This is a genomic window from Zoogloea sp., from assembly GCF_028689785.1.
In the GTDB taxonomy this organism is placed as follows: domain Bacteria; phylum Pseudomonadota; class Gammaproteobacteria; order Burkholderiales; family Rhodocyclaceae; genus Zoogloea.
Window position 1 is genome coordinate 1 of sequence record NZ_JAQVCN010000043.1, and the last position, 22,119, is coordinate 22,119.

Annotated in this window: 13 protein-coding genes and 1 other RNA gene; 6 read left to right on the forward strand and 8 right to left on the reverse strand. The window is 65.8% G+C overall.

The annotated features are described in order from the left end of the window. The 3 genes from PHI64_RS16415 to PHI64_RS16425 all read right to left on the reverse strand — a co-directional run. On the reverse strand, positions 1-761 hold a 761-nt coding region (locus PHI64_RS16415), incomplete at its 3' end, for an IS66 family transposase zinc-finger binding domain-containing protein (protein ID WP_299884894.1). A gap of 70 nt (positions 762-831) precedes the next feature. After that, entirely contained in the window at positions 832-1,164 is a 333-nt protein-coding gene (gene tnpB, locus PHI64_RS16420) for an IS66 family insertion sequence element accessory protein TnpB (protein ID WP_299884897.1), read from the reverse strand. Beyond that, positions 1,161-1,565, reverse strand: a complete 405-nt coding sequence (locus PHI64_RS16425; RefSeq protein WP_299884900.1) for a transposase — start codon at positions 1,563-1,565, stop codon at positions 1,161-1,163. The genes tnpB and PHI64_RS16425 overlap by 4 nt, the downstream gene beginning before the upstream one ends. A 387-nt stretch (positions 1,566-1,952) precedes the next feature. On the opposite strand from PHI64_RS16425, the gene PHI64_RS16430 reads away from it, so the two are divergent. The 6 genes from PHI64_RS16430 to recR all read left to right on the forward strand — a co-directional run bounded on the left by PHI64_RS16430 (position 1,953) and on the right by recR (position 7,210). Beyond that, positions 1,953-2,648 carry a response regulator transcription factor gene (locus PHI64_RS16430; protein WP_299884903.1) on the forward strand — a complete coding sequence of 232 codons (696 nt, stop codon included), beginning with the start codon at positions 1,953-1,955 and terminating at the stop codon, positions 2,646-2,648. Then, complete coding sequence (locus PHI64_RS16435; protein ID WP_299884906.1) at positions 2,645-4,063, forward strand: ATP-binding protein; 1,419 nt, start codon at positions 2,645-2,647, stop codon at positions 4,061-4,063. Before PHI64_RS16430 ends, PHI64_RS16435 begins: the two co-directional genes overlap by 4 nt. A 36-nt stretch (positions 4,064-4,099) precedes the next feature. Further along, positions 4,100-4,198, forward strand: an RNA gene (ffs, locus tag PHI64_RS16440) — signal recognition particle sRNA small type. A 101-nt stretch (positions 4,199-4,299) separates the two neighbouring features. After that, a complete protein-coding gene (gene dnaX / locus PHI64_RS16445; protein WP_299884909.1) occupies positions 4,300-6,249 on the forward strand; it encodes a DNA polymerase III subunit gamma/tau in 1,950 nt (649 codons plus the stop codon). 21 nt (positions 6,250-6,270) lie between these two features. Further along, the gene (locus PHI64_RS16450) at positions 6,271-6,594 is read left to right on the forward strand and encodes a YbaB/EbfC family nucleoid-associated protein (RefSeq protein ID WP_296569575.1); all 324 of its coding nucleotides are present in this window, start codon (positions 6,271-6,273) and stop codon (positions 6,592-6,594) included. Between the two features lie 19 nt (positions 6,595-6,613). Next, positions 6,614-7,210, forward strand: a complete 597-nt coding sequence (gene recR, locus PHI64_RS16455) for a recombination mediator RecR (RefSeq protein WP_299884913.1) — start codon at positions 6,614-6,616, stop codon at positions 7,208-7,210. Between the two features lie 31 nt (positions 7,211-7,241). Here recR and PHI64_RS16460 read toward each other — a convergent pair whose 3' ends face one another. From PHI64_RS16460 to PHI64_RS16480, 5 genes are read right to left on the reverse strand one after another with little or no spacing between them, the layout of a single operon-like run. Next, positions 7,242-9,350: an HlyD family efflux transporter periplasmic adaptor subunit gene (locus PHI64_RS16460; protein ID WP_299884916.1), complete on the reverse strand. Its 2,109-nt coding sequence runs from the start codon at positions 9,348-9,350 to the stop codon at positions 7,242-7,244. Further along, the gene (locus PHI64_RS16465) at positions 9,347-10,699 is read right to left on the reverse strand and encodes an HlyD family efflux transporter periplasmic adaptor subunit (protein ID WP_299884919.1); all 1,353 of its coding nucleotides are present in this window, start codon (positions 10,697-10,699) and stop codon (positions 9,347-9,349) included. The genes PHI64_RS16460 and PHI64_RS16465 overlap by 4 nt, the downstream gene beginning before the upstream one ends. Before the next feature lie 3 nt (positions 10,700-10,702). After that, a complete protein-coding gene (locus PHI64_RS16470) occupies positions 10,703-11,473 on the reverse strand; it encodes an efflux RND transporter periplasmic adaptor subunit (protein ID WP_299884923.1) in 771 nt (256 codons plus the stop codon). Further along, the gene (locus tag PHI64_RS16475) at positions 11,470-13,008 is read right to left on the reverse strand and encodes a TolC family protein (protein WP_299884926.1); all 1,539 of its coding nucleotides are present in this window, start codon (positions 13,006-13,008) and stop codon (positions 11,470-11,472) included. The genes PHI64_RS16470 and PHI64_RS16475 overlap by 4 nt, the downstream gene beginning before the upstream one ends. 48 nt (positions 13,009-13,056) lie before the next feature. After that, positions 13,057-21,990: a cadherin-like domain-containing protein gene (locus PHI64_RS16480; RefSeq protein ID WP_299884929.1), complete on the reverse strand. Its 8,934-nt coding sequence runs from the start codon at positions 21,988-21,990 to the stop codon at positions 13,057-13,059. Positions 21,991-22,119: the final 129 nt, after the last annotated feature.

The window sequence follows — 22,119 nt, forward strand, 5'->3', positions numbered from 1 at the left end:
GCTCTTAACGCCCGCAGCTTGTGGCGGTTTGAAGCCTGCTCCTGCAAGCCGACTTCGAGGGGCCTACCCTCATCTTTGGTAAAGCATCGCTTCCACCTCAACAACGGTGGTCGCGTTCGTAGCACACAGTGATCGGCGTACTTGGCCACCAGCACGTGAGCCAACAGGCCTGCGGTGGGGAGGCCTTTGTCGATGACCTCAGCCGGCACGGGGGCCTGCACCAGGCGCTCGCAGGCGCGGCAGGCCCACTTGCCGCGCACATGGCGCTCGACCGTGAAGACGCCTGGGGTGTAGTCAAGCTTCTCGGCCACATCCTCGCCGATGCGTTTCATCTGGCAGCCACAGGTGCAGGTGGTGGCGTCGGGTTCGTGGCGGATCTCTGTGCGGGGCAGCTCTGGGGGCAGTGCCTGGCGTTTGGGCGTGCGTTGGGCGGCGGCCTCGGTGGGCGGGGTGCGGGCCTGCAGCTCGGCCAGTTCCTCTTCCAGGGCGGCGATGTCGGCCTGAACGGCTTCTTCAAACAAGGGGCGCTGCTGGGCATCGAGCTGTTCGCTCTTCACGCCGAAGCGAATGCGCCGCAGTTGAGCCAGTTCAAAGCTGAGTTTGTCGATCTTGGCGTCTCGCAGCGCAATGGCCTGGCTGGCCTGTTCAGCGCGCTGGGCATCTTGCTCGATGCGGACAAGCAGTTGAGCGGTGAGCGCACGCAATTCATCCGGGGGCATGGAGGCCAGGGCTTCGGCGTCGAATTGCGGCAAGGAAGACATAGCTTCAAGTATGCCGCAGCCAAGGGCGGCAGCCCATTCGCGCATGCCCTGATTGCAGGCTGGCCGGGATTCAAACGAGGGTGATGGCGCCGGTATGGCCCACGCGCTGCCAGGGCAGGCCCAGTACCAGGGCACCCAGTTGAGTGGTGCTAATGGGCAGGCTGGGCTGGGAGCTGGAAGCCCAGTTGAACTTGCCAGCGTGCAGACGCCGGGCCGCCAGCCACAGGCCGACACCGTCGTGGACCAAGACCTTCATCCGGGTGGCGCGGGCATTGGCAAACACATAGGCATGGTGCGGCTGCGCTGCACCAAAGACCGCGACTACGCGGGCCAGCGCCGTGTCGGGGCCAGCACGCATGTCCATCGGCTCGACCGCCAGCCAGGCCGCATCGATGCGGATCACCGCAGCCAGTCCTGCAGTGCACTCAGGCACTGCGCCGCTGCCGCCATTGGCCAGTACACGGTGATGAGCTGATCGCCCTGGCGTAGTTCGATACGAATGTCGGCGCTCGGCCCGTCCAGTGCCAGAGGAACAAAACCTGGAGACACTGAGGTCCCCTGCGCCTGGGGCGATGGCGCACTCATGGCGAGCAGGGATGCAGCCCGAGTTGCCCGCTTATGAGCCGGATCGCTCTCGAGTACCCAGCGCCGAACGAGGTTGGCATTGAGGCCGTTGGCCAGCGCAACCGCAGCCGTTGAAACGCCGGGTGCTTTGCACGCGGCCACGATCTCTGCCTTAAAGGTCTCGCTGTACCGACCACGACGCCGACCGGCGGTGGGCAGATTGATTGTTGAAGCGTCCATGTGTCCTCCAGAGGATGGTGTTGGAGGACATGATCGTCAGGGGATCACGAGCGATTGAGAAGATGACTTGGCTGGACGCTTACGAAATGAAGACACCCGCCGAGGCGTTCGCATTAGCGGCGTGACCTGTGCAGGATTTGGTGGGTCAATACATTAGCACCTGAGCAGGGTTTTACTGGGTCAATACACGCTTACGATCCCGGGGTGTCGCCGAACCACTTATAGGCCCGTGCTCAGTTCTCCTATCTCATGTCCTCGAGAAAGCGCCAGGGCCGTGGCATTGTGAGGGTTAAGGTGCGTAAAGCCCGGTTAAACCGTGGTTTGCAGTTCGAGTTAACGCAGGGGCGCTCTTATCATTTCAGCGCGTGCTATTTGGGAGGCAGCGGAGTGATTGGAAAGGTGTTGCTGGTTGATGACGATGTCGAGTTGTCGTCCATGTTGAGCGAGTACATCGTGAGGGAGGGCTTCGACGTTGATGTCGTCCACGATGGGGAGGCGGGAGTGGGGGCGGCTCTATCCGGCGCCTACAGTATTGTCGTGCTCGACGTAATGATGCCCGATGTTGGGGGGATTGAGGCTCTGCGCAGGATCAGGGGGCAGAGCCGGATACCTGTCTTGATGCTGACGGCGAGGGGGGATGACGTCGATCGCATCGTGGGACTTGAGCTCGGGGCGGATGACTATGTCCCGAAGCCATGTACGCCGCGGGAGCTTGTTGCGCGAATCAGGGCAATCCTGCGGCGTAGTCAGGATGTGCAGATCAATTCGGATGCGGAGGGAGGCATGCTGGCCGTCGGTCCGCTCGTCATGTGGCCTCAGATGCGTCGCTCCCATTGGCATGGCAGGGAGCTGGGGCTCACCAGTACTGAGTACAACCTGCTTGAGATTCTAGCGCGCAGTGCCGGGAGGGTTGTTAGCAAGGCGGAGTTGTCCGAGCAGGGGCTGGGACGTCCGCTCGCGCGGTTTGATCGGAGTATCGACGTCCATCTCTCGAGCATCAGGCATAAGCTCGGGCCCCGCTCCGATGGGCGCCCTTGGATCGAAACGGTGAGGGGGCTGGGCTACCAGCTGATTCGTGAATGAGGCTCGGGCGCCTCTTTTGGAAGTTCTTCTTCGCATTCTGGTTGGCGCTGCTGCTTGCTGGCGGTGGTGTGGGTGGCGCGGTCTGGTGGCACCAGCAATCAGAGCACGCGCTTCTTGCGGGTGAAGAGGACCACCTGCTGTTGGCCGGGCCGCGTGTAACTTTCAGCCTTAAGGCCGCTGTTGCTGTGTTGAGCCGTGGGGGGGAGGTTGCGTTACGGGATTTTCTGGCGGACATCGGGGAGGATGGGCGGTCTCCGCCGATATTCGCTGTGGATGCGGCGGGCAAGGAGCTGCTTGGGCGCCATGTCGATCTTGCCGCCGAGGCTCAGGCGCGTGCCTGGGCCTTGTTGGACAGTCCAAGGCGCGGTGCCAGGCTGTGGAGTGGCGAGGCAGGGAAAACCTGGCTGCTTTTCGTGCCGGCTGTGGCCACGGTGTCGGACAGGGCCTTTGGGGCGCCGTCTGGCGAGCCTCGTATTCCCTTCGGTCGGCGCGGTCCGCCTCCTCCAAACCCATGGTGGCCGATTCTCGCGGGGCTTGTCGCCAGCGTCCTCTTCAGCGCCTTGCTGGCCTGGTATTTGTCCAAGCCTATCCGTAGTCTTCGCTGGGCTCTGGGCGCGGTTGCAGAAGGGCAGCTGGATGCCCGCGTGCGGCCGCTGCTTGGCAGGCGTCGCGACGAGATCGCCGATCTTGCTGAGGACTTCGACCGAATGGCGCGACAGGTGCAAGCCTTGATCAGCTCTCAGCGTCGTTTGCTTCACGATGTATCTCACGAATTGCGCTCCCCGCTGGCCCGCCTCCAGGCCGCCATCGGACTTGTACGTCAGGATCCCGGGCGCTTTGAAGCAACGCTGGGCCGCATAGAGCGGGAGGCTGTTCGCCTTGACGATCTGGTGGGGCAGTTACTAACCCTGGCTCGACTTGATTCCGGGAAGAGTGATGCGCCCCGGGAATTGGCTGACTTGATCGATCTGGCGGCTGCCGTCGCCGACGACGCCTGCTTCGAGGCACGAGCGCTCGGCCGGGAGCTGAACTTCAAGGGGGATGGGGAGGCTGAGGCAATGGTGTGGGGGGAGCTGATTCAGCGCGCCTTCGAGAACGTCATCCGCAACGCAGTCAAATACACCGTCGAAGGGTCCTGTGTGGATGTGCATGCGGCCCGTGAGGGTGATGTGTTTGTCCTGTGTGTCGAGGATCGGGGCCCCGGTGTGCCAGTTGCTGAACTCGGCGCGATGTTCGAGCCGTTCTATCGTGGAGGCAATGTCGGTGGGGCTGATGGTTTCGGTCTTGGGCTGGCCATCGCCCGCCGTGCCGTGCTCGTGCATGGTGGAACCATTGACGCCGCGAACAGGGACGGTGGTGGTCTGGTGGTGGAGATTCGTCTGCCCATCATGCTGGAAATGGCGCAAAAGGGATAGGCGTGGTGCTGGCCAAGCTGCTAGAATGCCTGCCGTGGCGGGTCTCCCCGCATTGCAGCGCGGTGAACCTGGTCAGGGCCGGAAGGCAGCAGCCACAGCCGTTCCCTGCAAGTGCCGGGGGTCAGGCTCGCCACCCTAATTCCAGAAAAGGGGCGTCCAGGCTGACGCCCCTTTTTTCGTTTTGCGTTCTTGTGCTCGTTCTCCGGCACGCAGGTCGGGCCTGTTAGAATTCCTCCATGGCTTACCAAGTACTTGCCCGAAAGTGGCGCCCGCGCAGTTTCGAGACGCTCGTCGGGCAGGAGCATGTTGTCCGTGCGTTGACTCATGCCTTGCAGACGGGGCGCCTGCATCACGCCTACCTCTTTACCGGGACGCGTGGTGTCGGAAAGACCACCATCTCCCGCATCCTGGCCAAGGCCCTGAACTGCGAGACCGGTGTTACCGCGACACCCTGCAATCAATGTTCAGCGTGTACCGCCATTGATGCCGATCGTTTCCCGGACTATGTGGAGATGGATGCGGCGTCGAACCGCGGCGTGGATGACATGGCGGCCCTGCTGGACCAGGCTGTGTATGCCCCGGTGCAGGGGCGTTACAAGGTCTACATGATCGATGAAGTCCACATGCTCACCGGGCATGCGTTCAACGCCATGTTGAAGACGCTCGAGGAGCCTCCCGAGCACGTCAAGTTCATCATCGCTACCACCGATCCCCAGAAGATTCCGGTCACTGTGCTGTCCCGGTGCCTCCAGTTCAATCTCAAGCAGATGCCTCCTGGGCACATCGTGAGCCATCTGACCCGGCTCCTGGAGGCCGAGGCGGTGCCTTTCGAGCCCGGCGCCCTGCGCCATATCGCCAAGGCAGCCAGTGGGTCGATGCGGGATTCCCTGTCACTGCTCGATCAGGCCATCGCCCACGGGGCCGGCAGGGTGGAGGAGCAGGCAGTGCAGGATATGCTCGGTACTGTCGGTGACGACCATCTCCATGCGGTGCTTGAGTCCCTGCAGAACAATGATGTCCAGGCTCTGATGGCCGCTGCCGATGGCATGGAAGCGCGTAGCCTGTCCTTCGACTCCGCCCTCCAGTCCCTGGCCGGGCTTCTTCACCGGATAGCGCTGTTGCAGCTTGCTCCGTCGGCGCTGTCCGACGAGTTCGAGGCGGCCCGTCTGGCGCCCTATGCTCAGGCCTTCGACCCGGAGTTCCTGCAACTGGCCTACCAGATCGTCATCCATGGCCGGGAAGAGCTACCCTTGGCTCCGGACGAGGCGACGGGTTTCTCCATGACCCTGTTACGCCTGTTCGCCTTCCGTCCAGAGCAGCCCGCTGCGCTGGGGGGGGTGATGGCTGCCGGAGACGGCGGTGGCCAGGCCCGGGCGCTTCCCTCATTGCCCCGCCCGCCCGCACCCAAGCTGCAACCTGAGATAGCACCTGCGCGCGTCGCGTCGTCGGTGGTCTCCGGGGCGCCCCTCGAAGCTGCTGTGGTGAAGGCCTCTCCGCCCTTGCCCGAGGTGGTCACGCCCCCGGCGCCGGTTCTTGAGGCGAAGGCTGTCGTAGCGCCGGCTCCGCCGCCCACACAGCAACCGGCACCTGTTGTCACGCCGGAGCATGGCAGCAGCGTGCCTCCGTGGGAGGATCTGCCGCCGGAGGCCCATGAGCTTCCTTCCGCTCGCCCCGCGCCTGTTGTGCCTCCGGTTGTTGAAGCGCCGGCACCTGCGCCCGTCGAGCCTGTACAGGTGCTTTCTCTGCCGCTCGAGACGTCCCCTGTCCTTGCCGAGTCGCCCGCTGCCGGGGATGCCATCGGTGGCTCCGTGGACTGGCATGCCCTGCAGGAGCAGGTGGGGCTTGGAGGTTTCAACCTTCAACTGGCTCAGCACAGTGAATTGCTGGGCGTTGCGGACAATTGCTTCCGTCTGCGCCTTGCCAGCGATCAGCGACATTTACTGCAGATCAACAAGAACGGTGCCGAGAAGCTGCAGGAAGCCTTGTCGAATCACTACGGGCGTCCGGTGCGGGTGAGTATCGAAGTCGGCGAGATCGCCACCGAGACCCCCGCCCAGCGTAATCAGGCCGAGAAAGCCGAGCGTCACGCCGCCGCCCTTGCATCCCTTGAGCAGGACCCCTTTGTTCGCGAATTGATCGAACGCTTCGATGCGACGCTGGAGACAGCGTCGGTCAAACCCCTCTAACTTAATCCGGAGAGCATCACCATGATGAAAGGCGGCATCGCTGGCCTCATGAAACAGGCCCAGCAAATGCAGGACAACATGAAGAAAATGCAGGACAGCCTGGGCGGCATCGAGGTCGAGGGGCAGTCCGGCGCTGGCATGGTCAAGATCACCATGACCTGCAAGCACGATGTGCGTCGTGTCACCATCGACCCCTCGGTGATGGACGACAAGGAGATGCTGGAGGACCTGATCGCCGCGGCAGTCAACGACGCGGTGCGTCGTGTCGAGTCCACCACCCAGGAGAAGATGGCTGGCTTCACCTCCGGGCTCAACCTGCCCCCCGGCTTCAAGCTGCCGTTCTGATTGTCGGCTGACAGGCTTCATGAGTTCTCCCTCCAGTCTCGATGTGCTGATCGAAGCCCTACGCTGCCTGCCGGGTGTGGGGCCGAAGTCTGCCCAGCGGATGGCCTTTCACCTGCTGCAGCGCGATCAGCGCGGAGCCGCGCGGCTGGCGACAGCCCTGGGCCATGCGCTGGAGGTGCTGCGGCATTGTTCCCGCTGCAATACCTTCTGCGAGGAGGAGGTTTGCAGCCGGTGTGCCAATCCGCAGCGTGACGCTACCCAGCTGTGCGTGGTCGAGATGCCGTCCGATCTGGCGATGCTTGAGCAGACCCACAGTTACCACGGCATGTACTACGTGCTGATGGGCCGCCTTTCCCCCCTGGACGGGATCGGGCCACGGGAGCTGGGACTGGAGAAGTTCCTCGCACGCGCCTGCGATGGTGCTGTGCAGGAAGTGATTCTGGCCACCAACTTTACCAATGAGGGCGAGGCCACCGCCCACATGATCTCCGAGCTCCTGCGCAGCCGGGGCATTCGCGTCAGCCGTATTGCCCGGGGCATCCCCGTTGGTGGTGAGCTCGAACACACTGATACGGGCACCATTGCCCAGGCCTTGGTGGAGCGTCGCGCCCTTTGAGGCTGGTCTGTACCGGGGGCCGCCCGGTGTGTCAAAAGCCCAGCTCCCGAACCCCCAGCGCAAGAATCCGGTTTATGGCGGTGGGGAGCCATGCGCGTCCTTCACCGGCAATACGGATTTCGCCGATGGCGATGCGCTGTTGTTCCGGGATTTCGTTTAGCAGGACGCGTACCCGGTAAAGGGATTCCCGGGGGCTCCGTCCTGCGGCCGGGCCCTGTTGCTGATTCGGCAAGGTCGGAATCGGGCCCCCTGCTGCGGCGTCGAGGGCCGGATGAGGCAGGCTTGTGCTGCGTGTCGAATCAATCTCCACCACCTTGCCCTGCAGGATGCCGAAGGGCTGGCCAGCAGGGTGGAAGCGGGCGGTGTCACCAGGGCGGATGCGGTCCACATCGGCTTCCGGAATGAAGGCCTCGACAACCCAGCTCTCCGGATCAATCACCACCGCCAATGCTTGGCGTGGCGCGACCCATACGCCGGGGGCGAGACCCGCGTCCACGTCCACCAGAAGCCCCTTGAACGGTGCGGCGAGTTGCAGCCGGGCCGCTTCATCACGGAACGCGCCCGCTTCGGCTGCGTATTTGTCGTGCTGGCCCTGCAGTTGGGCACGCCGTTGCTCCCCGTCCGGCAGGCCACTCAGGCCTGCCAGCTCCCGCTCGCTGCTTTCCCGTTGGCCATCGGCGCGCCGGGCGGAGAGTTGCAGCTCGGGCGATTCCACTTCAAACAGCACCTGCCCGGCAGCAACAGGGCCCGCTGTGGCCAGCCTGACCAGGCGGCCAGCCAAGGGCGTATGCAGGGTGTGCTGGCGCTCCGCATGGAGCCAGCCGGTCCCGTTCAGGCTGCCCGGCCAGGGAATCAGGCCTGCGAGGATCAGCAGGGCCATGGCAATCAGAGCCCCGCGCTTGCGGGTTACGGGGATATCACCCCGGCGGCTGCGCCACTCCCGCAGTTCGGTCAGCAGTGGGCGGACCACGAACCAGCCGATCTCCACCAGGAAGAGCAGGATGCCCAGCGCCTTGAAGAACATGTAATACACCGCCACGGCGATGCCGATGAATACGCCCAGGCGATACAGCCAGGTGATCAGGGCAAAGGCGATCAGCCCCCTGTGCTGGCCCGCCGGAAGTCGCTCGGGCCAGGGCTCGTCGAGCCCGGCCACGTGGCGTCGCAGCCAGGTTCGGGCCAGGTTGCCGGCACGCTCATGTAGATTGGGCATGTCGAGCAGATCGGCCAGGATGAAATACCCGTCGAAACGCATGAAGGGGCTGGCATTCACCGCCAGGGTCAGCACCCAGCTCGTGGTGGCGAGGAAGAACAGCGCGCTGCGCAGGGGGCCGTCCGGCACCAGGCTCCAGGCCAGGGTAGCCAGGCCGGCCAGGGCCAGCTCGGCCAGCATGCCGGCGCTGGCGATGGCCAGGCGTTGGCGCGGATTGGCGAGCTTCCAGCTTTCGCTGGTATCGGTGTACAGCATGGGCCACAGCACGACCATCGCCACGCCCATGTGGGCTACCCGCACGCCGTAGCGCGTGGCCGTGAGGGCATGGCCGAACTCGTGGAGAGCCTTGGCACAGGTCAAGGCCAGGGCAAAGCCGACCAGGCCGCCGGTGCTCAGGTTGTCCACGAAGCTGGTGCGGAAGCTGTCCCACTGACGGCCGGCGAGCAGCAGACCGGCCAGACTGAGCAGGGCAATCAGCGCTGCCGTGGCGGGCTGGTAGAGCCAGTCCAGCCGCGGGGCGATGCGCCCGAGCCAATCCTGGGGACGGGCCAGGGGCAGGCGGAAGAACAGGTAATGGTGAAGCAGCCAGGTGAGGATGGACTCCTGCTGACGTGAAGCCCGTTCGGCGAGATTGCGGACACCTGCCGCGGTGGCGATGCGCAGCAGGCTGTGGCGTTCGAGGAAACGGGTGAGGGCCTCCAGGTCGGAGCTGTCCGGTGCCAGCGTGGTTTCCGACTGGATGGACTCGACGACCGCCGCCGGTGAGCCGAGGCCCCAGCGGGCGAGCATCTCGAAGTCCAGCCAGCCGATGCGGTAGAAGCGGTTGCACACCGGGTCGTGGATCATCCACGCCGGCGAGCCATCGCCATTGGCACTTGCCGGCAGCAGGCGCAGTTCTTCCCGCAGGGGGGGGAGCAGGGGCGTCACAGACCGGTCCATTCCCGCAGGCTGGCAAGGGGGCGGCGCATCACGTAGTAGGCGAGGGGCGCCCAGTCACCCGAAACCCGTGCCGTGCCCTTGAGGCCGATGCGGGGTGTTTCCGTGCCGGTGAAGCGCCCGCGCAGGCGGTAGGATGCGACGCCGTCGGGGCTGGTCACGGCCTGGTAGCTGGTTTGCAGCAGCTCACCATCCAGGGGCGAGAGGGGTTGAGTGTGCAGGAACAGGCGCAGGGGGGCACCGGCCTCCAGGTTGAGGGCGTCGCCCACCGGCAGCCATACCAGCACACCGGCGTCGCGGGGGTCGGCCAGCTGCATGACCCGCTCGCCGGTCTGGACGGGGCGGCCGAGCCAGTCATTGGGGTCACCAAATACGGCAATCCCATCCCGTTCGGCGCGGACTTCGATACGTCCGAGCAGTTCGGTGATGGCGGCCAGCTCGGCTTCCTTCTCTTTCACGCGGCCCTGGGCTGCGGCCATGTCTGCCTTGCTGCGGGTGTCGTCAAAGGCTTTCTGCTGGGCCACCAGTGCGTCGGCTTGGGCGATGGCCAGCGCCTTGACGGCAACCTCGCGGCGGTTGGAGAGGGTGGTGTCGTCCAGGGAGAACAGCGGCTGCCCGGCCTTCACCGGCACATTAGGTTGTACGTGGAAGGTCTTGATGACTCCGTCCTGGGGCGCGGCGACGGCCGGGGCGTGGAGGGCCACGACTTCAGCGGGGGCCAGGGTGGACAGGCGCACCGGGATCAGCAGGCTGGCCGCCAGGGCAAGAGCTGTCCATCGTGCAGCCCGGGTTTGACGCCAGTGGCCGAGGCGGTCGAGGAGGCGGGTGTGCTTGCGGGACAGGGCCCAGGCACAATAGCCGTAGGTGTCATGCAGGCGCGCCACAAGCTCGATCTCACCCTCCAGCCAGGGCTGCTCCCGCGCGTACAGGGCGAGCCCGACCCTGGTTCCATCCGGTGCGCCGAGGGGAACGGCGAGCAAATGGCCGGGCAGCCATTCGGCCCAGCCGTCGGCGATGTCATCCGATGCATCGGCCAGGTCGAGGGGGGTGGGCACCTGGAGGGCTGGCAGGCTGCGCACATAGCGGGACAGCCAGGCGGTGTAGGGTGAATCCTCCGCTACCGACACCAGGCCTGACGCAGCAGAGAGACGCAAGGTGCCGAAGGCGTCGCTGAGGAACAACGCCGCCTGACGGTAGGGGAAGAGCGCCAGGCTTTCGTTGGTCAGGGTGAAACCGAGGGTCGTCAGGCTGGTGGCCGCTCGGGCGCGGCCTTCCAGGTGCAGCAAGGTCTCGATGGCCGGCGGATTCAGCCGGGCGGGCGCTGTGTCGGGTGCAGCCACGGCTCAGCGAGGGGGGAAGATGGCGGTGCCGCTCATGCCGGGAAGCAATTCCGGGTAGCTGCCGGCCAGGGTGGCTTCGAGCTCCACGGTCTGGCTCACCGAGTCCACCCGACTGTTTACCGCACTGACCCGGGCGGGGTAGCGTTTGCCGGTTTCTTCGATAGCGACTTCGAAGGCGAGCCCATTTTTGAGCTGGCCCAGCCAGCGCGAGGGGGCATTGAGGCGCAGCTTGAGCGGGCCGGCTTTGACCAGGTCCACCAGAGGCTGACCGGCGGTGACGCTCATGTGGCTGCGCACATGCACCTTGGCGGCGCGACCGGACCAGGGGGCCGTGATGCTGCACTGGCTGACCTGGGCCTGTTGTAGCGCGACCTGGGCGCGGGCCTTTTCGGCGGCGCTGAGCGCTAGGTTGATTTCCACGTCGCCGGCCTGCTGCAGGGCTTGCATGCGTTTTTTGGCGTCGAGCTGTTCAACGGCCGAGGCCAGTTCGGCCTTGGCAATGCGCAACCGGGCATTGGGCTCGTCGCACTCCAGGCCGATCAACACCTGCCCGGCGCCGAAAGTGGAGCCGAGGGAGGTGTTGAGGGTCCGGATACGCCCCGGGATGGGGCTGGCCAGTGTGGTTTCCCGGTCGGGCGCGAGGAGGACGCGAATGGTATCGCCAGCCGGGGCTGCGGCAGGGGCTGCTGCCCGGGGCGCGGGAGGCGTCTGGGCTGCAGCCGGCTGGATGCCGGCCACGGCCAGACCAAGGAACAGAAAGCGGGTGAAGCTCACTTGGCCTCCACTGCATTGCTGGTCTGGGTGGAGAGGGCGAAGGCATCGCTCTCGGCCTTGCGCAGGTGTTCACCGATGCGGCCGCTGAGCGTCTTCAGATCGTCCTGCTCGAAGTTATCGGGAAGGGGGTCGAGGCCCACGGAGTTGTAGATGCGACCGTAGGCGATCTGGGCGTTGGCGTAGGCGTTGGCACGCTGGTAGTTGCCAAGCAGGGCGCGGGTCTGGGTGCGTACCGCCTCCAGGTCACTGTCGAGGCGGGCGGTGACGGAGGCCTTGGCGTAGTCGGCGAGGCGCTGATCCACCTGGGCGCTGGTGTCGGCGATCTGCAGGTCGGTCATGGCCAGACGGTAGCGCTCAACACCGACACGGACCTGGGTCAGGATGGCCATGGCCAGGGCCATGCGACGGGCTTCGTCGGTCTTGACCTGCTTCTCCTGGGCCTTCTCGAGGGACGGCAGGGCGGCCAGGCGCATCAGGTTCCAGGACATGCGCAGCCCACCCTGGATCCAGCCTTCGTTGTAGAGATACTTGTTCGAGTCGTACTGGGGGCCGACGTCGAAGGTGATGCCGGGCAGCATGGAGAGCAGCTGCTTGCGGGCCTCGTCACCGGTGATGCGCTTGCGCAGATCTTCTTCGCGCAGTTCGGGGCGCTGGGCGAGGGCCATGTCTTCGAGGGCGCGGACGTCGGCGGGGATCTGAGGCAGGGGGGCCTCCTTGTTGTCGGCGACGGTGAAGGCGGTGCCCGGCGGTACGTTCATGAGGGCGGCCAGTTCGCGCTTGGCGTATTCGAGATCCTGGCGGCGCAGATTGAGCAGGGAGGTGGCATCCAGCAGGGCACGCTGGTAGTTGAGGGCCTGGACCGGCGGGATGATGCGCTGGCTCTCGGCTTCGCGGGAGCGCTGCAGGGCGTCGTTGGCGCGCTTCAGGACTTCCTCGGCCTGGGCCGACAGGCGCTGGGCGCCGAGGGCACGCCAGTACGCGGCGCGGACGTCCTGAAGCATGTTCTGCACGACCTTGCGGCGGCGTTCTTCCGCAATCAGGAACTGATCGGCCTGCTGGCGGGCGCGGTAGTAGGAGACCCCGAAGTCGAGCAGGTTCCACGAGAACTCAGCACCGGCCAGCCAGTGGCGGCGCTCTTCGGAGGTGGAGGGGCGCAGGGACTGGAGGCGGTCTTCGATGCCGATGCTGGTGCCGCCAGAATCATTGTTACGCGCCCGGTAGCCAGCGGTGGCCAGCAGTTGGGGCAGCATGTCGTAGCGGGAGTAGTCCGCCAGACCGAAGGCCAGGGCTGACTCCATCTTCTTGAGACGGTAGTCAAGGTTGTACTTGAGGGCGCGGGCGAGGGCTTCGTCGAGGCTCACCGCGCCGTCGATGGGGGCCTGGTCGGCGTACATCTGCGCGGTATCAGCGCTGATACGGTTCTTCACTTCGTCCTGACTGACGAGGGTCGGCGTCACCGAACAGCCGGCGAGGACAAGCGCGGCGGCAATGGCGCCGAGACGGGGGAGTGCTGCGAGGCGGCGAGTGGCGTTCATGGCGGTCGGTTTCATGGTCGTGGAGATCATTGTCGGTGGTTTCCTGAATCAACGCTTGGCGCTGGGCGCCAGCGGGCTGCGGCTGGTCTGGGCGGCTCTCGGCCGCAGGTCGGAGGCTGCATTGCGGATCTGGCTACTGAAGCCCTCGGCGGCTTGCCTTGCCGGGGCTTCGGTGCGGGGTGACTCCGGGTTTGCCACGGGCGCTGCCGGGGCCTCGATGGCCGGTTTCGGGGCGCCGATGGCAAACGGGTCGAGCAGGGTAGTCACGCCGGCAGCAGCGGTGTTGCCGCGGCTACTGCTCTGGGCGTCGGCGATCTCCGCCTCGGCCTGGCTGAGGCGTACCGAATGCTGGACGTGGAGGGCATGGGTTGTGGCGATGGGTTCATGGCGCACGGCATGCTGTACGTACAGCGCGTGGCTGTCGTCCAGGTAGTCGCCGAGGATGGCGCTGCGTACCTCACCCACGGTGGCCCTGTCCGCCAGGTTGGGGACGATACCGGAGCCAATGCCCCGTTCGATGGCCACGTCGGCCACGCCGGGCAGCACGTGCAGGGCGGGGACAAAGGGCGGGAACAGGCGTGGTACCGGCCAGCGCTGCTCGGACGGCTGGGAGTAGAAATCCAGGGGAGACAGCGGAGCCGAGCCTGTGCCGGGCGGTGTGGGCTCGGGCCTGGGCAGGATCACGTCGGGGGTGAACTCGACCAGCGCCGTGAAGGTGTTGGGGCTGACCTGGAAGAGCTGACCGTCAAATACCGAGAAGTCGAAGGTCTGGGTGCGGGTGGCTGCGCCCGGCACCAGCACCAGCTTGCCGGCGTTGAGGTCGGCGATGCTGATGACCTGGCCTGGCACCACGGGCACGCCGTCGAGGAGCAGGCGGGCGTCGGGGGGCAGGGTGTCGATGCGCACGGAGGCCATCGGGTCCTGGTCGGGGTCGGCGTAGCCGAAGTCGGCCGGGCTCAGGGGCCGGTTCTGCCCGTCCTTCAGGGTGACGGTTTTGTCGGTGCCGGTGGGCGGGTCATTGACCGGCTTGACCGTGAGGGTGACGGTGGCGGTGGACACGTCGCCATCGGCATCGGTGATGGTATAGGTGAAGCTGTCGGGGCCGTGGTAGTCCGGGTTGGGGGTGTAGACGAAGCTGCCGTCGGGATTGACGACCACGCTGCCGTGGGCTGGGTCGGAGGCCTTGGCCCAGACGTTGCCACCATCGCCGGACGGGGTGTCGTTGCCGGTGAGGGTGCCCGACAGCGGCGTGTCCTCCGGGGTCTCGAGCACGTCGTCTACTGCAATGGGAATGTCGTCGACGGGGGTGATCTGGATGGTCACGATGGCGGTATCGGTGCCGCCGTGGCCGTCGCTGATGGTGTAGGTGATGACCGCCGTGCCATGGAAGTTGGGGGCCGGGATGAAGTCCAGTGTGCCATCCGGATTGACGATGACCGAGCCCTGCTCGGGCGGGACGGTGGCCGAGGTGACCGTGAGCGGGTCATTCTCCGGGTCGGAGTCGTTGGATAGTACCGGGATGCCCCGCAGCGGGGTGTCTTCGGGGGTGACCAGGATGCCGTCGTCCACGGCGACGGGAGGATCGTTCTGACCATTGATGGTGATGGTCAGGGTTGTTGTCGCAGTGTCGCCGTCCTTGTCGGTGATGGTGTAGGTGAACACCTCGGTCAGGGTGTCGCCAGCACGCAGGGTCGCCACCGTGGGGTGGGTGTTGTCGAGGCTGTAGGTGTAGCTGCCGTTGGCGGCCAGCGTGAGGCTGCCGTAGGCACCCGCCAGGGGCGTGCCGATTGTGCCCGGGGTGGCGCCGAAGCTCACGTGGGTGACGGGGGCCGGGACGACATCGGCGCCCAGTCGATCGGCGGCGTCACCGGCGGAGCCCGCCGCAAAGACATTGCCGCTGGTGGTGGTGGGGGCTGTGGTGAAACCCTCATTCACGCTGTTGGTGTCAGGGTTGGCCGTGGGATGGTCGTCGACGATGAGCACCGTGAGGGTTCCGCTGGCACTGCTGCCGCCGGCGTCATTGATCTCCAGTGCGATGACGTCCGTGCTCTGGTCCACGCCCGGGGTGGTCTGATCGGCGGTCAGGGTGTAGGTGTAGTTGAGGGTGCCGGAGGTGGGCGTGCTGCCTACCGTCGTGCCCGCGGTGAAGCCGGTCAGGGTCAGCTCGCCCTTGCTGGTGGTGATGGTGACGGGCGTGGTGCCCAGGGCGTTGATCTGCGCCAGGGTCACCAGGGTGCCGTCGATGCGCACGCTGTCGAGGCCGTCATCGGCGCTGAGGGTGATGCTGCCGGTGGCGGTTTCGCTGGTGTCGGCCACGGTGGTGAGGCCAGCCTCGAACACGGTGGTCTCGCCCGCTGCTGTGCCGTTGCCATCCACTGGTGTGATCGACGGGCCACCGTCGGTGACGCCGTCGATGGTGATGGTGAGTTGGGCGATGTCGCTGAGGCCGCCTGGGTCGGCCAGGGTGTAGCTGAAGACTTCTGTGAGGGTGTCGCCGGTCTTGAGGGCGTTCACTGCCGGGTTGGCGTTGTCGAGGGTGTAGGTGTAGCTGCCGTCTGCGCCAATGCGGAGGCTGCCGTAGAGGCCGGTGACGATGGTGCCGTCGGCGCTGGTGGTGCCTGCTGCGATGGCGGTCATCGCGCCGCCGCCGGCTTCGGTGCCGATGCGGATGCCGGTGATGCCGAGTTCAGCGTTGGTGTTGTCCAGGTCGCTGTCTTGCCCGGGTGTGCCCGGCTTGACGTTGCCGGCCACCGATGCGCTGCCCTCGGTGATGCTGTTCGTGTCGTCCACCGCCACGGGGGCATCCGGGACGGAGACTACGTTGAGGGTGGTGGTGAGGATGTTGGAGAGCTGGGTGCCGTTGCTGGCAGCGTCGCTGTTGGCGTCCCGCACCTGCCAGCTGATGGTGCGCGGCGCGGTGGACGGGTTCTCGCTGGCGTTGCTGTAGCGGACGGTTTCGAGGGCGGAGAGCACGTTGGCCAGGTCGGTGGCGGCTCCCGACAGGGTCAGGGTGCCGGTGCCTGCGTTGTAGCTCTGGGTCCAGCCGGGGGGCAGGGTGCTGGCGGAGAGGGTGTCGCCGCTGCCCAGGCCGGCGCCGATCTGTACGGTGGCCGACACCATCTGGGTGTCGTCCACATCGGTCAGGGTCCAGCCGGTGGGCTCAAGCAGGAGCGCCGGGTCGTTCTCGGTGAAGGTCCGCGTCGAGCCCGCGCCGCCCAGGGCCGGGGTGTCGTTGACCGGCACGATGTTGATGAGCCGGGTGGTGGTGCCGGTGCCCGTGCCGGCGCCGCTGGAACCGCCATCGCTGAGGCTGTAGGTGACGGTGCGGCTGCGGTTGGCGGGGGTGTCGTTGTTGTTCGGGTCTTCGCTGGTGCTCAGGTAGGTGAGGCTGCGCAGGACGCTCTGGTAGTTGGCTGTGGTGTCGGTGCCGGACAGGGTGAGGACGCCGGTGCCCGCGTCGTAGCTGGCGGTGATGGCCGTGCCGGTGGTATCCACGGCGAGCACGTCGCCCGGGAGGAAGCCGCTGCTGAGGCTGATGCTGCCACCGCTCATCTGGGTATCGTCGGCGTCGCTGAGGGTGATGGCGTTGTCGACGCTGAGGGCCGGGTTGTTCTCGGTGTAGATTTTGGCGCCGCCGGCGGACAGCACGGGGTTGTCCACGACCTGGTTGATGTTGATGATGATGTTGCCGCCGCCCGACAGTTGGCCGCCTCCGCCCTGATCTTGCCCGCTGCCTGCGGTGCCGCTGCCGGCCGTGTTGGGGTTCTGGTCGTCGATGGTGTAAGCGAGGGCGACGGACGCCGGTGGGGCGTCGCTGCTGTTTCGGTAGGTGACGGCCTGCAGCACGCTGTCGGCGATGGCGGCGGTGGCGCTGCTGTTGAAGGTGATGGTGAGCGTGCCGCTGGTGTTGGTGAAGCTGCCTACTACGGTGCTGCCGCTGCGGATGTCCGTGCCACTGAAGTTGATGCCGGAACTGCCGCTGCCGGTGACGCCGAAAACATCATCGGCGTTGGCGCCGCCCTGGCGCTCGATGCGCAGTACGGCACCGTCCCAGCTCGGGTAGATGTCAAGTTCGGGGTCAACCAGGGTGGCATCGGCGTCTACCACGATCGCTGCACCGCCTTCGGTGAAGGTGTTGGTTGAGATGGCATCAAGGCCGGCAATGCTGGGGGCCTCGTTCACATCGGTGGTGATCAGGGAGAAAGTGTTGGTGGCCAATGTGGGGCCGCTGACGCCGGAGGGCAGTTGCGTGCCGCCGTTGTTGTCATCGTCCACGGTCACTCGGAAGGTGATGACGCCATTGACGTTGGTGTCGGTGGGCTGGTAGCTGACCGTGGCCAGTGCCGCAAGCAGGTCGGCCCGATTGCCGGTGAGGATCACATTGCCGGTGCTGCTGGTGACGCTGAGGCCGGTGGTGGTGCCTACCAGGATGGTGCCGTAGTTGGCCGCACTCAGCTGAGCGTTGAGGGTGATGGTGTAGTTGTCGACCCCCACTTCGAAGCCTGCGGTTGCATTGCTGATGTCGGCGGCATCATTGAAGCTGATGGTGTTGCCTGCCCCGACGAACTCGAAGCTGCCATCGGTGATGAACTTGGTGCCGCTGGGCATGCTCAGGGTCGGCGCGTCGTTGACCGGGCGGATGGCGATGGCGATAGCCGCGCTATCGCTGCCCGTGCCGCCGCCGTCGATGCCGGTGTTGCCGCCGTCGTCTACCGTGAGGCTCAGGGTGTCGTCGCCGTTGTAGTGGGTTGCGCTCTGGTAGTAGAGGCTGGTCAGGGCGGCGTTGAGGTCAGTGGCGGAGCCCTGCAGGGTGACGGTGTTGGAACCCACGGCGCCGGCCGTCACGGTGAGCCCGGCGGGTGTGCTTGAGCCCGTGCTGCCGAAGTAGATGTGGCTGCCCGTACCGGCCGTCAGGGTGATGGTATTGGTGGTGCTGGAGAAAGCGTCGGGGTCGGAGAAGGAGAGGCCGGTGATCTGACTGCGGACGTCTTCATTCACCGTCTGACTTGGTGTCGGGTTGGTGATGACGGGCGGGTCGTTGATGTCGGAGGCGACGACGTTGAAGACCACGCTGGCCACGTTGTTGGTGGCGTCGATGGGGGTGCCGTCGGCGTTGGTGGTACCGCCGTTGGCGCCACTGGTGAGGGCGCCGGAGGCGTCACGCAGGCGGTCATCCACCGAGATCTTGATCTTGAGGTTGGCGAGGTCGGGGTCGGTGCCATCTGTGGCAGCGCGCAGCTGGTTGAGGGCCGCTTGAACGTCGGCCAGGCTGCCCTGGAAGACGACGATGTTGTCGCCAGGCCCGTTGGTGACGGTGACGCCCGCGGGGAGCGGGCCGCTGAAGCTCAGCACACCGGCGGCAAAGGGGGCGTCTGCTGCATCGAGGAATTCGGCCGTGACCTGCACGAAATCCTGCTCGCCTGCGCCGATGCCGCCTGCCACGTCGAGATCGGCCAGGGTGATGGCCGGCAGGGCTACCGGTGTGACCGCCGAGTTGACCACCAGGCTTGAGCCTGCTGCGGTGATGGTGGGCTTGTCGTTGGCGGGGGTCAGCTCGATGTTGTAGCGGGACGGGGCGGGCATGCTGCCCTGGGGCACCGAAATGCTGTCGTTGGAGACGAAGTCACCGTCGCTGACCACGTAGTCGAAGAAGTCGGTTGAGGTCTCGCTGCCATTGTGTTGATAGGTGATGCGTCCGTTGTCCAGATCGGCCTGGGTGAACACTGACCCGACGGAAAGGACGGCGCCGCTCAGCCGTAGGTCACCGTTGGCGGGGGCGGTGGTGATCCGGTACTGACGCTGCTCGGTGCTGTTGTCGGTGTCGCCGTACACCAGATGGGCGACGTTGTTGGCCGGCAGCGTGGGGGTGCCGGCGCCGACGATGCCGTTGGTGTTGGCGTAACCCAGGGCGCCCCCGATGGTGGCTGTGGACCCTTCGGCGATGGCCCCGGCCTCGCCGCTGATCAGCTGGGATTTGTGCTGGTACTGGGGGGCATCGTTGACGGGCGTGAGGATGATCGGGACGATCAGCTCGGTGCCGGTACTGGTGTGATTCGTGGCTGTGGCGGTGCCGGCGGTGATGCCCTGATCGTCGATGGGCACCAGCCGGAAGCTGTCGGTGAAATTCTCGCTGCTGTCGTGGGTGTAGACCAGCTTGCCGGCGGCGAGATCGGCCGCCGTCACGTAGTCGCCCACGCCGATGGCTGCCCCGTCGAGCGTGAGGCTGCCATGGGTGACGTTACCGGTGATCTGGAAACGCAGGGCATTGTCGACGGCGTAGCCGGTTTCGTTGTCGGAGGCCGAGTTGTCGGCGTCGGCGAGGACGATGTTGGCCGATGTGATGGTGATGCTGCTGCCCTCGGGCCCGAAGACGCGGTTGCCGTTGGTGGCGGTGGGCGTGTCGTTCTGGGGGGTGACGGTGAGGGTGAAGTTGCGGACAGCGGTTTCGGTGGAGCCGTCGGAGACCGAATAGGTGAAGACGTCGTTGAAGTCTTCACCGCCAGCATGGACGAAGGTGACGCGCCCGGCATTTACGTCGGCCTGGGTGAAGCTGTCAAAGTACTCCAGGGCCACGCCGTTGAGCCGGATGCTGCCACTGGTGGGCAGAGACAGAACCCGGTAGGTCAGCTGGCCGGGCAGGGTGTCCGGGTCGGTGGCGGTGAGCTGGGTGTCGTCGAGGGTGATGGTCTCACCCTCGAGCAGCGAGGCGGCGTTGCTGCCACCGGTGGTGGGCACGTCATTGACCGGCGCGGGCGGTGGCACGGGGCTGCCATCGATGCCGGTGCTCTGCACATTGATGCTGAAGGTGTTGACTGCGAGAGTGTCGGTCCCGGGTACATAGATGCCGCCATCCCGGGGGGTGGGGTAGATGCGGCGGTCGCCGTCCTTGACGGTGAAGCTGATGCTGTCGGTGCGGGGGGTGGCGGAGAGGGTGATGTAGACCAGCCGTCCGTCGTTGATGTCCTGCTGGGTGAAGGTGGCGCCAGCCACGAGCCGGGTTCCGCCGAGGCTGAAGTAGCCTTCGGCCGGGTTGGGCACGGCTGTTAGGGTGTAGGTGAGGCTGCTGTCGGGTGAGTCGGTGTCAGTCACCTGGAGCATTGCCGGGGTGACCGTCAGGCTGGTGCTGGTGCCGGTGAGGGTCTGGGTGACATCGGTGGTGAGTACCGGGTCATTGTTGTTGCCGATGATCCCGATCTCGATCGTGGTGTCGTGGGACTGGGGGGTGCCGGTGCCGCCACCGCTGTCGGTGATGCGCATGTCGAAGCTGTCAGGCGTGCCGCTGGGCTCACTGCCATCGTGGCTGTAGGTGAGCTTGCTCAGATCGGCCACGATGAAGGGGCTGCCTGCGCTGGCGGTGGTGATCGCAACCCCGTCGTATTTGAGCGTGCCATGGGTGGGCAGGCTGGTGATGCTGTAGCTGAAGACCGTGTCGTCCGGGTCGCTGCCCGAGATGGCACCGCGAGGGGTGGACACCGGAGGAACCAGATTGGTGTTGGCGGTGAGGCTGACGTCCTGCTCGCCTTCGAAGACAGTGACCGTGCCGGCTACGCTGGGGGCCTGGTTGACCGGGGTGATCGCCACGGTGACCACCTGGTTGGTGAGCAGGCCGCCGGCGCCGTCATCAACGGTGATGAGGAAGGTGTCGTTGGTCGGCGCCAGCACTTGACTGCCGTTGTGGGTGTAGCTGAGCTGGGCGATCTGGCTGACGGCGAAGGTGGAGCCGACGGACAGTTCGTTGCCTGCCAGCTTGAGCACCCCCTGGCCCGGCAGGCCGGCGACCTTGATGATGACTTGGTTCTGGGTGTTGTCCACGTCCGACAGGCCCAGGTTGACCTGAGTGAAGCCCACTGCGCCCACATTAGTGGCGGCGCTGAAGTTGGCAGTGCCGCCTTCGGGCACGCTCAGGGGGGTGCCGCCCGTGAGTACCGGTACATCGTTGGTCGGGGTGATGGCCAGGTTGATCGTGCGGTTCGTCGAGGTGCTGCCGTCGTTGGTCGTGATGGTGAAATCGGCGGCGCCACTGGCTTCCGGCAGGCCGCGGAAGTTCATGCCGTTGATGGCGGCGTTGATGTCGCTGAGGGTGCCGCTGAAGGTCACTGTGCCGGTGCCGTTGCCGGTGAGGCCGATGAGGCCTGTGGTGCTGGCGAGGGTCAGGGTGCCGGTGGTGGAGCTGAGGGTGACGCTCTGGTTGTCTCCGTCAGCGTCGGCGATGGTGATGCCGGTGATGGCGATGTTGCTGTCTTCACTGCCGCTGCGGGTGGTGCTGATGCTGTCGGTGATGGTCGGGGCGGCGAGCAGGCCGCTGAGTCCATGCAGGGCCAGGGAGGTGGCTTCGATGCTGCCTGAGGCGGCTTCAAGGGTGGTGTCGCCGCCACTCCCGGTGGAGCCTGTGAGGTTGGTCGAGGCGGCGACATCGGCACCGGTCAGGGCGGCCAGGCGGTCGATGAAGGTGGTGCCCTGGCTGGCCACGTCACAGCCATAGATCAGGATGTCGGCGCTGGCGCTGAGGTGGCTGCCGATGGTGGCGAGTTCGCTGCGGTAGTCTTCCAGGCTGGCTGTGTCGAGGCTCTGGTTGCCCAGCACGATCTGGTCGGCCGAGCCGTGGCTGATGAGGTGCAGGGTGGTGATATTGTCGCGGGCGTTCAGGGCACTGGCGATCTGCTCAAGGCCTGAGCGAGTGGGGTCGAGAACGAGGACTTCGCTGCCAGCGGGCAGACCGGCGACGAGTTCCTGCCAGCCGCGTACGGCGGGGTCGACAATGACCAGCTCGGTGCGGCCCGTCTGCCCGGTGGGGCTGAAGGGCTGTTCGGCGGTGGCGGCCGGTCGTTGGCTGTCGTCATGGGTGTCGGTGGCCGGGTGGCTTGAGCTGTCGTCGTGCTGGTCGATGGTGACCGGCGCGGCACCATCGAAAAGATGGCGGGGTTCAAGAGCGAGACGATGGGAAACGGGACGAAGCGACTTCTGGGCGACTCGAGTAGACATTTCAGCACCTCGCGCCGGGCGGCACGTTTGTGATTATCGGAATGGAAGCGTGGATCGTGCGATTCAGTACACCCCGATAGGGCAGGGGGCAAGATCCTTGCTGGCAGCGGCGGACCGCATTAAAGATCA

What these genes read in the sequence shown, in the direction of transcription:
- PHI64_RS16475 (WP_299884926.1), bottom strand. Translation starts at nt 13,008, where the DNA reads ATGAACGCCACTCGCCGCCTCGCAGCACTCCCCCGTCTCGGCGCCATT.
- PHI64_RS16435 (WP_299884906.1), top strand. Translation starts at nt 2,645, where the DNA reads ATGAGGCTCGGGCGCCTCTTTTGGAAGTTCTTCTTCGCATTCTGGTTG.
- dnaX (WP_299884909.1), top strand. Translation starts at nt 4,300, where the DNA reads ATGGCTTACCAAGTACTTGCCCGAAAGTGGCGCCCGCGCAGTTTCGAG.
- recR (WP_299884913.1), top strand. Translation starts at nt 6,614, where the DNA reads ATGAGTTCTCCCTCCAGTCTCGATGTGCTGATCGAAGCCCTACGCTGC.
- PHI64_RS16480 (WP_299884929.1), bottom strand. Translation starts at nt 21,990, where the DNA reads ATGTCTACTCGAGTCGCCCAGAAGTCGCTTCGTCCCGTTTCCCATCGT.
- PHI64_RS16425 (WP_299884900.1), bottom strand. Translation starts at nt 1,565, where the DNA reads ATGGACGCTTCAACAATCAATCTGCCCACCGCCGGTCGGCGTCGTGGT.
- PHI64_RS16450 (WP_296569575.1), top strand. Translation starts at nt 6,271, where the DNA reads ATGATGAAAGGCGGCATCGCTGGCCTCATGAAACAGGCCCAGCAAATG.